This is a genomic window from Streptomyces nitrosporeus, from assembly GCF_008704555.1.
Taxonomy (GTDB): domain Bacteria; phylum Actinomycetota; class Actinomycetes; order Streptomycetales; family Streptomycetaceae; genus Streptomyces; species Streptomyces nitrosporeus.
Genome location: NZ_CP023702.1, coordinates 4,834,648 through 4,847,795, shown reverse-complemented (window position 1 = coordinate 4,847,795; position 13,148 = coordinate 4,834,648). Strand labels below are relative to the sequence as shown.

The 13,148-nt window shown below is 72.7% G+C and carries 11 protein-coding genes; 2 read left to right on the top strand and 9 right to left on the bottom strand.

What is annotated here, in order from left to right:
* Nucleotides 1-217: 217 nt before the first annotated feature.
* Nucleotides 218-514, bottom strand: a complete 297-nt coding sequence (locus tag CP967_RS21460; protein ID WP_150489525.1) for a DUF3039 domain-containing protein — start codon at nucleotides 512-514, stop codon at nucleotides 218-220.
* A gap of 30 nt (nucleotides 515-544) precedes the next feature.
* The gene (locus CP967_RS21455; RefSeq protein ID WP_150489524.1) at nucleotides 545-1,144 is read right to left on the bottom strand and encodes a YqgE/AlgH family protein; all 600 of its coding nucleotides are present in this window, start codon (nucleotides 1,142-1,144) and stop codon (nucleotides 545-547) included.
* 297 nt (nucleotides 1,145-1,441) lie between these two features.
* Here CP967_RS21455 and murA point away from each other — a divergent pair, with 297 nt between their 5' ends.
* Nucleotides 1,442-2,782, top strand: a complete 1,341-nt coding sequence (gene murA, locus CP967_RS21450; protein ID WP_150489523.1) for a UDP-N-acetylglucosamine 1-carboxyvinyltransferase — start codon at nucleotides 1,442-1,444, stop codon at nucleotides 2,780-2,782.
* A 410-nt stretch (nucleotides 2,783-3,192) separates the two neighbouring features.
* On the opposite strand, the gene CP967_RS21445 is transcribed toward murA, so the two are convergent.
* The 4 genes from CP967_RS21445 to CP967_RS21425 all read right to left on the bottom strand — a co-directional run bounded on the left by CP967_RS21445 (nucleotide 3,193) and on the right by CP967_RS21425 (nucleotide 9,091).
* On the bottom strand, nucleotides 3,193-3,474 hold the full coding sequence (locus CP967_RS21445) for an HU family DNA-binding protein (RefSeq protein WP_017237029.1): 282 nt from the start codon (nucleotides 3,472-3,474) through the stop codon (nucleotides 3,193-3,195).
* A gap of 406 nt (nucleotides 3,475-3,880) precedes the next feature.
* Complete coding sequence (locus CP967_RS21435) at nucleotides 3,881-5,314, bottom strand: NAD-dependent malic enzyme (protein WP_150489522.1); 1,434 nt, start codon at nucleotides 5,312-5,314, stop codon at nucleotides 3,881-3,883.
* A gap of 578 nt (nucleotides 5,315-5,892) precedes the next feature.
* On the bottom strand, nucleotides 5,893-8,277 hold the full coding sequence (locus CP967_RS21430) for a HelD family protein (RefSeq protein WP_150489521.1): 2,385 nt from the start codon (nucleotides 8,275-8,277) through the stop codon (nucleotides 5,893-5,895).
* A 214-nt stretch (nucleotides 8,278-8,491) separates the two neighbouring features.
* Nucleotides 8,492-9,091 (bottom strand): CGNR zinc finger domain-containing protein, encoded by a 600-nt coding sequence (locus tag CP967_RS21425; RefSeq protein WP_150489520.1) that lies wholly within the window; start codon nucleotides 9,089-9,091, stop codon nucleotides 8,492-8,494.
* Between the two features lie 190 nt (nucleotides 9,092-9,281).
* On the opposite strand from CP967_RS21425, the gene CP967_RS21420 reads away from it, so the two are divergent.
* On the top strand, nucleotides 9,282-9,833 hold the full coding sequence (locus CP967_RS21420) for a GNAT family N-acetyltransferase (protein ID WP_150489519.1): 552 nt from the start codon (nucleotides 9,282-9,284) through the stop codon (nucleotides 9,831-9,833).
* A gap of 4 nt (nucleotides 9,834-9,837) precedes the next feature.
* Here the strand turns inward: CP967_RS21420 and CP967_RS21415 are convergent, their stop codons facing one another.
* From CP967_RS21415 to CP967_RS21405, 3 genes are all read right to left on the bottom strand, one after another.
* Entirely contained in the window at nucleotides 9,838-10,401 is a 564-nt protein-coding gene (locus CP967_RS21415; RefSeq protein WP_150489518.1) for a GNAT family N-acetyltransferase, read from the bottom strand.
* 40 nt (nucleotides 10,402-10,441) lie between these two features.
* Nucleotides 10,442-11,587, bottom strand: a complete 1,146-nt coding sequence (locus tag CP967_RS21410) for a uroporphyrinogen-III synthase (RefSeq protein WP_150489517.1) — start codon at nucleotides 11,585-11,587, stop codon at nucleotides 10,442-10,444.
* 170 nt (nucleotides 11,588-11,757) lie between these two features.
* The gene (locus CP967_RS21405; RefSeq protein ID WP_150489516.1) at nucleotides 11,758-13,089 is read right to left on the bottom strand and encodes a nitrate/nitrite transporter; all 1,332 of its coding nucleotides are present in this window, start codon (nucleotides 13,087-13,089) and stop codon (nucleotides 11,758-11,760) included.
* Nucleotides 13,090-13,148: the final 59 nt, after the last annotated feature.

Here is a 13,148-nt window from a genome sequence, read left to right as displayed (position 1 = left end):
ACGCTCGTTTCGTTCTGCACAACTGGCAGGAGCGTAAGGGTGTGTTCCGGTGCCGACAAGTGGTCTCAACCACTCTGTGACCCGCGCCCGGCACGCAGAAGGCCCCCGGGGCGCGCGATGTGCGCGCCCCGGGGGCCGTGGGGACGGACGGACGGGCCGGGCGGGGCCCCCGCTCCGCCCGGCGGGGCCGGGCCGGACGGTCCTCGGGAGGCCGGGGCTACTTCTTGCCGCCGCCCTTGCCGCCCTTGTCCTTGTCGCCGCCGCCGGCGCCCATGGACTCGTAGATCTCCTTGCACATCGGACAGACCGGGTACTTCTTGGGGTCGCGGCCCGGGACCCAGACCTTGCCGCACAGTGCCACCACGGGGGTGCCCTCCAGGGCACTCGCCATGATCTTGTCCTTCTGGACGTAATGGGCGTAGCGCTCGTGGTCGCCGTCGCCGTTCGACACCTGCGGCGTCGGCTCTACGAGGGTCCCCGTACCTGCCCCGCGCTCGGGCTCAAGAGTGCTCATAACCGCCAAGCGTACTGAAAGCTCCGGGCATCAGTTCAGCGAAGGGTCGTCCGGATACGTGGCGATCATCGCCAGTTCGCTGCGCTGGCGCCGCAGAACGGCGCGCCAGAGTTTCTCCGGGTGCGGTGAGGACACGTCGCCGGGCTCGGACTCGACCACGTACCAGGCGCCCTCCGCCAGCTCCGACTCCAGCTGGCCGGGCCCCCAGCCCGAGTACCCGGCGAAGATGCGCAGCGCTCCGAGCGCCGGGGCGAGCAGTTCCGGGGGCGTCTCCAGGTCCACCAGGCCGATCGCCCCGTGCACCCGCCGCCAGCCGACGGGCTCCCCCCGGCCCGGACGGTGCCGGGGGCCCGGAAAGGGCCCCTCGTCCCCCGGGACCACCGCGACGCCCAGCGCCGAGTCGAGCGAGACCGGACCGCCCTGGAAGACCACTCCGGGCTCGCCGGTCAGCCCGGCCCAGGACGCCAGGATGTCCCCGACGCCGACCGGGGTCGGGCGGTTGAGGATCACACCGAGGGAACCCTCCTCGTCGTGGTCGAGGAGCAGCACCACGGTGCGGTCGAAATTCGGGTCCGACAGAGCGGGCGCGGCCACGAGCAGCCGCCCTGTGAGCGAGGACACCTCCGTCATGGAGGAATGATCCCGCATCTTCCCCTCCCGTGGGGCCGGTCCGGTCCTCCGCGACGGCCGCCGACGGGTTCCTGCCTGCTCGGGGCGCGCACACGCGGCGCACGGGCGCGCGAAGGCGCGCCCTTCGGGCCCCGGGGACCGGCATCCGGACGGTGACCCTCCGCAAGCCCCGCCCAGCACAGCGTGTTGTGGCGGATTCATGACGTTCGTACTCCCCCCTGAGCCTTACGGAAGGAGGGTGGAGGGCCATTACCCTTGCCGATGGCCCCTGCCCGACCACTCCGGAACGCGAGTTACATGACCGGCACAGACGATGTCCTGCTTGTCCACGGCGGCACCCCGCTCGAGGGCGAGATCCGCGTCCGAGGCGCCAAGAACCTGGTGCCGAAGGCAATGGTCGCCGCACTGCTCGGCAGCGGGCCGAGCCGGCTGCGCAACGTCCCCGACATCCGTGACGTGCGGGTGGTGCGGGGTCTGCTGCAACTGCACGGTGTGACCGTCCGTCCCGGCGACGAGCCGGGCGAACTGGTTCTCGACCCCTCGCACGTCGAGAGCGCGAACGTCGCCGACATCGACGCCCACGCGGGTTCCTCCCGCATCCCGATCCTCTTCTGCGGTCCCCTGCTGCACCGCCTGGGCCACGCCTTCATCCCGGGTCTCGGCGGCTGCGACATCGGCGGCCGGCCGATCGACTTCCACTTCGAGGTGCTGCGCCGCTTCGGCGCGACCATCGAGAAGCGGGCGGACGGACAGTACCTGGAGGCCCCGCAGCGGCTGCGCGGCACCAAGATCCGGCTGCCGTACCCGTCGGTGGGCTCCACGGAGCAGGTCCTGCTGACGGCCGTCCTGGCCGAGGGCGTCACCGAGCTCACCAACGCCGCCGTGGAACCGGAGATCGAGGACCTCATCTGCGTACTGCAGAAGATGGGCGCGATCATCTCCATGGACACCGACCGGACCATCCGGATCACCGGTGTCGACCGGCTCGACGGTTACACCCACCGGGCGCTCCCCGACCGCCTGGAGGCGGCCTCCTGGGCGTCGGCGGCCCTGGCGACCGAGGGCGACATCTACGTGCGCGGCGCCCAGCAGCGGTCGATGATGACCTTCCTCAACACCTACCGCAAGGTCGGCGGCGCCTTCGAGATCGACGACGAGGGCATCCGCTTCTGGCACCCCGGCGGCCCGCTGAACGCCATCGCCCTGGAGACGGACGTGCACCCCGGCTTCCAGACGGACTGGCAGCAGCCGCTGGTGGTGGCCCTCACCCAGGCCGCGGGGCTGTCGATCGTCCACGAGACGGTGTACGAGTCCCGGCTCGGCTTCACCTCGGCGCTCAACCAGATGGGTGCCCACATCCAGCTCTACCGCGAGTGCCTCGGCGGTTCCGACTGCCGTTTCGGCCAGCGGAACTTCCTGCACTCCGCGGTCGTGTCCGGTCCCACGAAGCTCCAGGGCGCGGATCTGGTCATCCCCGACCTGCGGGGCGGGTTCTCGTACCTGATCGCCGCCCTGGCGGCCCAGGGCACGTCCCGGGTCCACGGCATCGATCTGATCAACCGCGGTTACGAGAACTTCATGGACAAGCTGGAGAAGCTGGGCGCCAAGGTCGAGCTGCCGGGCGGCTCACTCGTCTGACCCCACGGCGTCCACGCCGCGTCCGGCCGCGCGCGCCGTCCGCGCTCCGGCGTACGCGCGGTGCTGCCGCGCACAGCATCGCGCGCCCGGCGCGCCACGCCCGCCGTCCGCGCCCCGCGGCTCCCGCCACGGCCGCCGCCCCGGAACCCGTTCAGGGTCCGGGGCGGCGGCCGTTCCGGTACGGGGTCGGGGCGGCCGTTCCCGTACGGGGGCGAAGGCGGCCCGCAGGCCCGGTGCCGGGCGGAGGAGGCCGGAACCGGGCGGAGGAGGCCTGGCGCGGCCCCCGGGGCGCCCCAGGGGCCGCACAGGGGCCCTGCGAGGCCCGCAGGGCCCCTGTGGAGGGGCTTTGGACATGCCGGAGGGCGGCCGCCCCGGTCCAGGACGGCCGCCCTCCTTGATGCCGTGGGGGCTTACTTGCCCTTGGCGGCTTCCTTGAGCTTCGAGCCCGCGGAGACCTTCACGCTGTAGCCGGCCGGGATGTTGATCGGGTCGCCGGTCTGCGGGTTACGAGCGGTGCGAGCGGCACGGTGGGTGCGCTCGAAGGTCAGGAAGCCGGGGATGGTGACCTTCTCGTCGCCCTTGGCGACGACCTCGCCGACGGTCTCGGCGAGCGCGGCCAGAACGGCGTCGGCGTCCTTGCGGGTCACCTCGGCACGGTCGGCCAGGGCGGCCACCAGCTCACTGCGGTTCATGTTGTTACTCCCGTGTTCTTCTTGCCTGTGAGGCGTGAGATCGAAGCCGATGCTGCCAGGGCCCTCTGACAGTCCCCGGACCCGGGTCTGATGTCAGACCCTCGCGCCCGATTACGCATCCTGCCCCCACCTGCGGCGCTAACGCCAATCCGGAACCCTCCGGCGTCACACGAAAAGCGCCGCCGAGTGCCCGTGGTGACGTTCCGTCGACCCTCTGAAGCCGTCCGCAGCGGATGCCAGGGCCGGGGACTCGCTGCCCGCCCACCCTAAAGGGGCGTTTGGGACGCGGCGACACGCGACGCGCCGTACGGAAGCCCCCTGAAGGTGCCGGTGGCGTCCCCGAGGTGATGTCCGGCACCCGGAGCACGGGTCCCGGCGGCCCCGGAGGCTTCCGTGGCGGACGGCCCTACGCGGGATCGGCCGGGGCGGCGGCGACCCCCGCGGACTTCGCCGCGTTGCGCACGGCACCGGCGACGGCGCCCGCCACCTTGTCGTTGAAGACCGAGGGGATGATGTAGTTCGCGTTGAGCTCGTCCTCGGCGACGACATCGGCCAGGGCGTTGGCGGCGGCCAGCATCATCTCCGTGTTGACGGTACGGGACTGGGCGTCCAGCAGACCTCGGAAGACACCCGGGAACACCAGCACGTTGTTGATCTGGTTGGGGAAGTCGGAGCGCCCGGTGGCGACAACCGCCGCCGTCTCGCGGGCGATTGCCGGATCGACCTCCGGGTCCGGGTTCGCGAGCGCGAACACGATCGCACCCTCGGCCATCGCCGAGACGTCCGACCCGTCCAGCAGGTTGGGGGCGGAGACGCCGATGAAGACGTCGGCACCGGCGACGGCCTGCTTGAGGGTGCCGGTGACGCCCTCCGGGTTGGTGTTGTCCGCGATCCAGCGCAGCGGCGAGTCCGGGTCGGCGGAGACCAGGTCCTCCCTGCCTGCGTGCACCACACCGTGGATGTCGGCGACGACCGCGTGCTTGACGCCCGCGGCGATGAGGAGCTTCAGGATGGCCGTACCGGCGGCACCGGCGCCCGACATGACGACCCGCACGTCGCCGATGCCCTTGCCCACCACGCGCAGGGCGTTGGTGAGGGCGGCCAGGACCACGATCGCGGTGCCGTGCTGGTCGTCGTGGAAGACGGGGATGTCCAGGGCCTCACGCAGCCGCGCCTCGATCTCGAAGCAGCGGGGCGCGGAGATGTCCTCCAGGTTGATCCCGGCGAAGCCCGGGGCGATCGCCTTGACGATCTCCACGATCGCGTCGCTGTCCTGGGTGTCCAGGCAGATCGGCCAGGCGTCGATGCCGGCGAAGCGCTTGAAGAGGGCCGCCTTGCCCTCCATCACCGGCAGCGCGGCCTTCGGGCCGATGTTGCCGAGCCCGAGGACGGCCGAGCCGTCGGTGACGACGGCGACGGAGTTGCGCTTGATGGTGAGGCGGCGGGCGTCCTCGGGGTTCTCGGCGATGGCCATGCAGACCCGGGCGACGCCCGGGGTGTAGATCATCGAGAGGTCGTCACGGTTGCGGATGGGGTGCTTGGCCGCCATCTCGATCTTGCCGCCGAGGTGCATCAGGAACGTACGGTCGGAGACCTTGCCGAGGACGACGCCCTCGATGCCCCGCAGTCCCTCGACGATCTCCTCGGCGTGCGCGGTGGAGGACGCCGCGATGGTGACGTCGATCCGCAGCTTCTCGTGGCCGGACGCGGTCACGTCGAGGCCGGTGACCGAACCGCCGGAGGACTCCACGGCTGTGGTGAGCTGGGAGACCGCGGTGCCGCTCGCGGGCACCTCCAGCCTGACCGTCATCGAGTACGAGACGCTGGGCGCCGTTGCCATGGCGAGTCCTTCACTTTCTTAGCTTCATTGCCGCGCGCAGATGAGGGCACCGCCCCGTACGCGCGTCTCCGATCGTCGCACCTACCGGCGAGTAGCCGGTAATGACTGCCACCTTTCGGAAAGTTTTTTCCACCATACGAGAGTTCGGGGTCGTGAGGGAACCCCCGTACCGAGAGAACCGGGGGAACCCTGAGAGCCCGTCGAAAGCCGCTCGGGCGACCGGGACGGGGGCCGGCGAGGGCGGAGGGCCCGGAGGCAGGAAGGGGCCGGGGCCAACGAGAACAGACCCGCGCCACCGTCAGGTGACACGGGTCTGTCTCTTTCGTTCGACGACACCGGCCCGCCATGCTCGCCTCGCGGCAAGTGGTCGCTCGAAGCGACGAAGGTTGGGCCCGGGGGCTTGGATCGGGCCGGTGCCGACACCCAGGCTAACAAAGACCGCCCGGAAGTGATTCCCTCACGCCCGACGGATCACCGAACCGTTCCTCCGGCGCTCCCCGCCCGGCCCTCCGGCCCTCCCCGCGCGAGGGCCCCGGCCCCTCACCCCCGGCCTCCCGGCCCCTCAGTCCCTCAGTCCCTCAGTCCCTCAGCAGGTCCGGTACGCCGTCCTCGTCCGGCAGGTCACGCTCCCCCGAGACCACGGTCAGCTGCTGCGTCGCGCGGGTCAGGGCCACGTACAGCACCCGCAGCCCGGCCGGCGACTCGTCGGCGATCTCCGCGGGGGAGACGACCACCGTGGCGTCGTACTCCAGGCCCTTGGCCTCCAGGCTGCCCAGCGCCACCACCCGTTCGCCCAGCTCCGCCAGCCAGCCGCGGGCCTCCGCGCGGCGGTCCATCGCCACGACCACACCGACGGTGCCGTCCACCTCGGCCAGCAGGCGGCGCGCCTCCTCGCGCACGGTCTCGGCGAGGCCGCCGTCGCGTACGGTCTCGAAGCGCGGGCGCACGCCGGTGGAACGGACCGCGGCCGGGGACTCCATGCCGGGCATCGCCAGCGCGAGCACCTTCGCGGCGAGTTCGGCGATCTCCGCCGGGTTGCGGTAGTTGACGGTCAGGGTGAACCGGCGGCGCGGACGGCTGCCGAGCGCCTCGTCCCGCGCGGCGGCCGCCTCGTCCGGGTCGGACCAGGACGACTGTGCCGCGTCGCCGACGATCGTCCAGGTGGCGTGCCGGCCCCGGCGGCCGACCATGCGCCACTGCATGGGTGTCAGGTCCTGTGCCTCGTCGACGATGACGTGGGCGTACTCGGTGCGTTCCGCCGCCAGCCGCTCGGCACGCTCCCACTGGGTCTCCTCGCGCTGCGGCATCAGCTCCTGGAGCCCGGTGAGCTGGTCCAGCGGGTCCATCTCGCGCTTCCTTTTCGGACGGTGCGGAGTGCCCAGCAGGGTGTGCAGCTCGTCCAGAAGAGCCACGTCGTGGACGGAGAGCGGCCCCCTGCCGTCCGCGTCCAGCCGCTTCAGCGACCGGGCCAGCCTGCGCACCTCGCCCGGGTTGAGGATCCGGCGCGCCCACCGGCCGAGCCTGCGCTCGTCGGCCATCGCGGCCAGCACCTGACGGGGGGTGAGCTCCGGCCACCAGGCGTCGAGGAAGGTGAGGAAGGGCGTCTCGGTCGAGACGTCCTCGTCGAAGGAGGAGCGCAGTTCGGCGATCAGTTCGGGGTCGGTGTAGCGGCCCTTGCCCGACGACTTGTTCCACAGGGCGTCCAGGAGCAGTTTGCGGGCGCGCGGGCGCAGCAGGTTGACGGGGGCGCTGCCGCCGAGGACGTTGTGGCGGATGCGCTTGAGTTCGTCGGCCTCCAGCTCGATCCGGGCGCCGAAGGCCACCACCCGCAGCCGGTCGGGGGTGCCCCGCGGCGGCCGCGGGGCCTCCTCGTCGCCGAAGGACAGCTGGCCGTCCTCCTCCGTGGCGGCGCGGCGGGGCGCGGGCTGCTCCAGGGCGCCGCGGGCGGCCTTGCGCAGCACGTGGAGCATCCGGGAGGAGCCCTTGATCCGGGCCACGGCGGGTTCGTCGTAGGTGGTCGCGCCCTCGACGCCCGCCGCCTCGTCGGAGAGCGAGCCGACCGCGCGGATCGCGACCTGCCCCTCCTCGCCGAGGGAGGGCAGTACGCCCTCGGTGTAGGCGACCAGCAGGGGGGTGGGCGAGACGACGAGGATGCCGCCCGAGTAGCGGCGCCGGTCCTGGTAGAGCAGGTACGCGGCCCGGTGCAGCGCCACCGCGGTCTTGCCGGTCCCGGGGCCGCCGGAGACCTCGGTGACGGAGGCGGCGGGGGCGCGGATCACCAGGTCCTGCTCGGCCTGGATGGAGGAGACGATGTCCCGCATGGTGTGGCTGCGGGCCTGGCCCAGGGCGGCCATCAGGGCGCCGTCACCGATGACGGGCAGTTCCCCGCCGTCCAGGAAGGCGGTCAGCTCCGGGCGCATCAGGTCGTCCTCGACCCCGAGGACCCGGCGCCCCTTGGAGCGGATGACCCGGCGGCGTACGACCCGTCCCGGGGCCTTCGGCGTCGAGCGGTAGAACGGCGCGGCGGCCGGGGCGCGCCAGTCGATGACCAGCGGCGCGTAGTCGGAGTCCAGGACTCCTATGCGGCCGATGTGCAGCGTCTCGGCGATGTCGGCGGTGTTGTCCTCGCGTACGGCGTCGTCGGCGGGCTCCACGGAGGTGTAGGCGCCGTCCGGGCCGCGCTCCCCGTCCTTGCCGGGCAGCAGGTCGATGCGGCCGAAGAGGAAGTCCTCGAACTCGTTGTTCAGCCGGTTGAGGTGGATCCCCGCGCGGAAGACCTGGGCGTCCCGCTCGGCGAGCGCCCCGGGCGTGCCGACCTGGCCGCGTTTCCCGGCGTCCCGCATGAGGAATTCCGCCTCGTCGATCTTCTCCTCCAGGCGGCGGTAGACCCGGTCCAGATGTTCTTGCTCGATTCCGGTCTCCCGGTCCCGCAACGAATCGACAGCGGCATCCTGCGCGGCCACCGGGGCCCCTTTCTGACGTGCACTGGGCAGCCGTCAACCGTACGCGACGCGGTGCCCGGAGCGCACCTGCGCCCCCGGGGTGCCGGGTTGCGGTTACGCGTCGATCCGGCGGGTGTCCGCCGGGCCCCTTGGGAGCGGTCCGCCGGACGGCGGACCGGGGCGCTGGGCACGGGGCGGACCGGGGCGCTGGTCACGGGGCGGGCCGAGAGGCGGGTCAGGGGGGCGGGTCAGGGGCGGCCTTCGCCCGGCGCCGGTGCCGGGCGACCCGCTCCCGGTTGCCGCAGACCGCGCTGGAGCACCAGCGTCTGCGGCGCCCGCGCGAGGTGTCCAGATAGAGCCGGCCGCAGGCGTCGCCCTCGCACCGGCGCAGCCGGGCGCGGGCCACCGGGTCCGTGAGCAGTTCCACCGCGTCCCGGGCGACGGCGGCCAGCAGCGCGCCGCAGCCCGGATCGGTGCTCAGCACCCGTACGAGGGTGCCGCCCCGGTGCACGGCTCCGACTCCCGGGGCCGGAGCCGCGGCCCGCGCGTTGACCTCCTCCAGGGCGGCGGGAGCGGCCTCACCGGCCAGTTCCGCCGTGATCAGCCGGTCCAGGCCGTCGCGCAGCCGCCTGAACCGGCCCGGCCAGGTGTCGTCCAGCTCCGCCAGCGCGGTGCCCGGGGGCACGGCACCCGAGGAGTACAGCCAGTGGGCCAGGCGGGCCGGGCCGTCGAGCTGTTCGCCCTCGCCGAGGGGGCCGGGCGCGGTCGCCAGCAGGTCCAGGCAGAGCCGGCCGGGCTCGAACCGCCGGCCTCGCGCACCGGTGCCCGCTGCCATGAGCCTGTCACCGCCTTGGGGGTCGGGTGGTGGAAGCCGGAGCGCCTCGGGCGCTCCGTGGGGTCACTCCAGAGTGCCCGCCCCCGGCCCGCCCCGGAACCCCTCGTGCCGCACCCCCTCGGGACACTCGCCTCCGCCGCTCCGGGCGCCTGCCCTCCGGGCCTTCCGGCCGGATCCGTACCGTGGAGCCGTGAACACCGACAGCCTGGCGCTGAGCGCGGGGCCTCTGCTGCTGCGCCCCTGGCGGCCGGACGACGCCCCTGCCCTGCTCGCCGCCCATGAGGACCCCGTGATGCGGCACCGGCTGGCCACGGTGGTCCGGGACGCCGGCGAGGCGGAGCGCTGGCTGCTGGTCCAGCGGGAGGGCTGGGAGAGCGGCGGGCGTTTCGGCTTCGCCGTGACGGACCCGGCGGCGGACGGCGCTCTCGTCGGCCATGTCGTCCTGAAGGGACTGGTCCCGGGCACGGGGAGCGCCGAGGTCGGCTACTGGACGACGGCGGCCGCCCGCGGCCGGGGGGTGGCGTCACGGGCTCTGGAAGCGCTGACCGGCTGGGCGTTCGCAGAGTTCGCCGGTTCTGCGGGGCTGCGGCGGCTGGAGCTGTTCCACCGGGCCGGGAACGAGGGGTCCTGCCGGGTGGCCGAGCGGTGCGGCTACCCACTGGCGGAAATCGTCGCCCCGCCCCGTCCGGCGCCCGGCCACCGGCACGTCCGGCACGCGTCCCCGGGCGCCTCGGACCGGTGACGCGTCAGCGCTCCGGCGGCCCGTCGTGCAGGATGCGCTGGAACAGCCGGTGGTCGGCCCAGGTTCCGGCGATGTGGAGGTAGCGGGGGGCCGTGCCGATGGTTTCGAAGCCGGCCTTGGCCAGCACCCGCTGCGAGGCGGCATTGTCGACCACCGTGCCCGCCTCGACGCGGTGCAGGCCCAGGCGGTCCCGGGCGTCCTCGCAGACCCGGCGGACGGCCGCGGTGGCCAGGCCCCGGCCGGCCCGGTCCACGTCCACCCAGTAGCCGAGCCGGGCGTTGCGGAACGGCCCGCGCTCGATCGGGCCGAGGTTCACCGCGCCCACGACCCGGTCCTCCTCGTCGGCCAGCACCCACGGCATCGCCCGGCCCGCCTCGTGGTCCGCCAGCAGACCGGTGAGCCTGCGGTGCTGGCCCTCGGCCGTGTAGTACGCCTCGGGCCGCCCGGGTTCCCAGCGCTTCATGTACGTCCGGCTGCGGGTCAGGGCGACGGCGAAGGACTCCGCGTCACTGATCACCGCCGGACGCAGACAGACACCGGCGGTCAACTCATGAACGTTCTCAGTCATCCCCGCACAGTAACCACAGCATGCGACCCTCCCCCGCAGCTCAGGCGTCCGCGTACTTGCTGTCCGCCAGGGGGTCCAGGGCGAGGCGGTAACCCCGCTTGACGACGGTCTGGATGAGTCTCGGCACCCCGAGCGCGCTGCGCAGCCGGGCCATCGCCGTCTCCACGGCGTGCTCGTCGGTGCCGCTGCCGGGCAGTGCCCGCAGCAGGTCGGCACGGGAGACCACCCAGCCGGGCCGGAGGGCGAGCGCGTGCAGCAGGGCCATCCCGGCGGGCGGGACCGGGCGGAGCGCCCCGTCGACCAGCACGGCGTGGCCCCGGATCTCGACCGTGTGCCCGGCGACCGGCAGCGTACGGGCACGAGCGGGCAGCTGGGCGCAGAGCAGCTGGACGAGCGGGCCGAGCCGGAAACGTTCCGGCTGGACGGTGTCGACGTCCCGGGCCTGGAGCGGCAGCGCGGTGACCGGGCCGACACAGGCCACCAGGACGTCGTGGCCCAGCGCGTCCAGCACCTCGGGCAGGATGCCGCGGGTCTCGGCGCGCTCCAGGTAGGAGGCGGCGGCCGGGGCGCTGGTGAAGGTCAGCGCGTCCAGCCCGCGGGAGACGGTGGCGTCCAGCATCCGGTCCAGCGGGGTGATGTCCTCGGGAGGCATCCACCGGTAGACGGGCACCCCCACGACCTCGGCCCCCGCCGCGCGCAGCGACTCGACGAAGCCGGGCAGCGGGTCCCCGTGCAGCTGGAGGGCGATCCGCCGCCCGTCGACGCCTTCGCCCAGCAGCCGGTCCAGGACCTCGGCCATCGACTCCGACGCGGGCGACCACGACTCGGTGAGCCCCGCGGCCCTGATGGCCCCCTTGACCTTGGGGCCGCGGGCGAGGAGTTCGACGCGGCCCAGGACCTCCAGCAGCCGGTCGCCGATGCCCCAGCCGTCCGCCGCCTCGACCCAGCCGCGGAACCCGATGGCGGTGGTGGCAATCACGACGTCGGGGACGTCGTCGATCAGTTCCTTGGTGGCGGCGAGGAGTTCGCTGTCGTCCGCGAGGGGCACGATCCGCAGCGCGGGTGCGTGCAGGACCGCCGCGCCCCGGCGCGTGAGGAGGGTTCCCAGCTCCTCCGCGCGGCGGGCAGCGGTGACCCCGACCGTGAAACCGGCGAGCGGCCCCTGCTGTGCGTCGTCGTCGTGCATGTGTGGATACCCGGCTCTCGTCCCGCTGGGTGCGCCCGCCCGCCCGGCCCTGCGACGCACGGCACGCCCCAGCTCAATGATGCGGGGACCGAGACTGCCAACCCTGCGTGACAGTCTCGGTTCACCTGTATTTCCCGCCCGTTACGTCGTCCGACGCCCCGCGGCCAGTCTCACACCTCGGCGTAGCTGAGCTGAGGTTTCGCGGAGACCGCCGCGGGCCGCCGAAGGTATACCGACCAGGTGAGCGCGAAACAGACGGCGTAGAAGACCAGGAAGGACCAGAAGGCCGCCGTGCCGGAACCCGAGGTCTGGAAGGACTGGCGGAAGGCGAGGTTGATGGCGAGCCCGCCCAGGGCGCCGACCGCCCCGATGAGCCCCATGGAGGCGCCGGACAGCCGCCGGCCGTACGCCGCGGCCTCCTCGCCCCGCAGGCCCTTCGCGATGCCCTGGGCGTGGAAGATGCCCGGGATCATCTTGAACGTCGAGCCGTTGCCCAGCCCCGACAGCACGAACAGCGCGATGAAGCCGACGAGGAAGACGGCCAGCGACTCGGTCCCGGCGGCGTAGACGACGACTCCGGTCGCCGCGGCCATCCCCGCGAAGTTCCACAGGGTGATCCGCGCACCGCCGTACCGGTCGGCAAGCCAGCCGCCCACGGGCCGGATCAGGGAACCGAGCAGCGGGCCGATGAAGGTGAGCGAGGCGGCCTGGAGCGGGGTCCGGCCGAACTGCGTCTGCAGGACGAGTCCGAAGGCGAAGCTGTAGCCGATGAACGACCCGAAGGTGCCGATGTAGAGCACCGCCATGATCCAGGTGTGCCGTTCGCGCACGGCCTGCAGGGCGGCCCCGGTGTCGTTCTGCACGGGCCTGAGGTTGTCCATGCGGAACCAGGCGCACACGGCCGCGACCACGATGAAGGGCAGGTACACGCCGAGGATGATCCGGGGGTGGGCGGCGCCCGCCGTACCGATCACCAGCAGTCCGACGAGCTGGATCACCGGTACGCCGATGTTGCCGCCGCCCGCGTTGAGGCCGAGGGCCCAGCCCTTCTTCCGGAGCGGGAAGAAGGCGTTGATGTTCGTCATCGACGAGGCGAAGTTCCCCCCGCCGATACCGGTGAGGGCGGCGACGGCCACGAAGGTGGTGTACGAGGTCCCGGGCTCCATCACCGCGAAGGCGAAGCCCGTCGGCACGAGGAGCGAAAGCGCGCTGAAGACCGTCCAGTTGCGGCCGCCGAAGAGGGCGACGGCGAAGGTGTAGGGCACCCGGACGACCGCCCCGACCAGGGTGGCGGTGGAGATCAGGAAGAACTTGCCGGCCGGGTCGATGCCGTACTCGGGGCCCATGAAGAGGACCATCACGGACCACAGGGACCAGATGGAGAAGCCGACGTGCTCGGAGAGGACGGAGAACCACAGGTTGCGCCGGGCGGTCTTCTCGCCCGTCCCACGCCAGAACTTCTCGTCCTCCGGTTCCCACTGCTCGATCCAACGACCGGCCATCACGCGCCTCCACAGGGTCGGGTTGTCCTGGGAACGACGCTAGGGAGCACGCGTTTCGG

Coding starts and splice junctions, on each gene's coding strand:
- CP967_RS21435 (WP_150489522.1), bottom strand. CDS start 5,314: ATGGCAACGGCGCCCAGCGTCTCGTACTCGATGACGGTCAGGCTGGAG.
- CP967_RS21425 (WP_150489520.1), bottom strand. CDS start 9,091: ATGGCAGCGGGCACCGGTGCGCGAGGCCGGCGGTTCGAGCCCGGCCGG.
- CP967_RS21415 (WP_150489518.1), bottom strand. CDS start 10,401: ATGACTGAGAACGTTCATGAGTTGACCGCCGGTGTCTGTCTGCGTCCG.
- CP967_RS21460 (WP_150489525.1), bottom strand. CDS start 514: ATGAGCACTCTTGAGCCCGAGCGCGGGGCAGGTACGGGGACCCTCGTA.
- CP967_RS21445 (WP_017237029.1), bottom strand. CDS start 3,474: ATGAACCGCAGTGAGCTGGTGGCCGCCCTGGCCGACCGTGCCGAGGTG.
- murA (WP_150489523.1), top strand. CDS start 1,442: ATGACCGGCACAGACGATGTCCTGCTTGTCCACGGCGGCACCCCGCTC.
- CP967_RS21455 (WP_150489524.1), bottom strand. CDS start 1,144: ATGACGGAGGTGTCCTCGCTCACAGGGCGGCTGCTCGTGGCCGCGCCC.
- CP967_RS21410 (WP_150489517.1), bottom strand. CDS start 11,587: ATGCACGACGACGACGCACAGCAGGGGCCGCTCGCCGGTTTCACGGTC.
- CP967_RS21405 (WP_150489516.1), bottom strand. CDS start 13,089: ATGGCCGGTCGTTGGATCGAGCAGTGGGAACCGGAGGACGAGAAGTTC.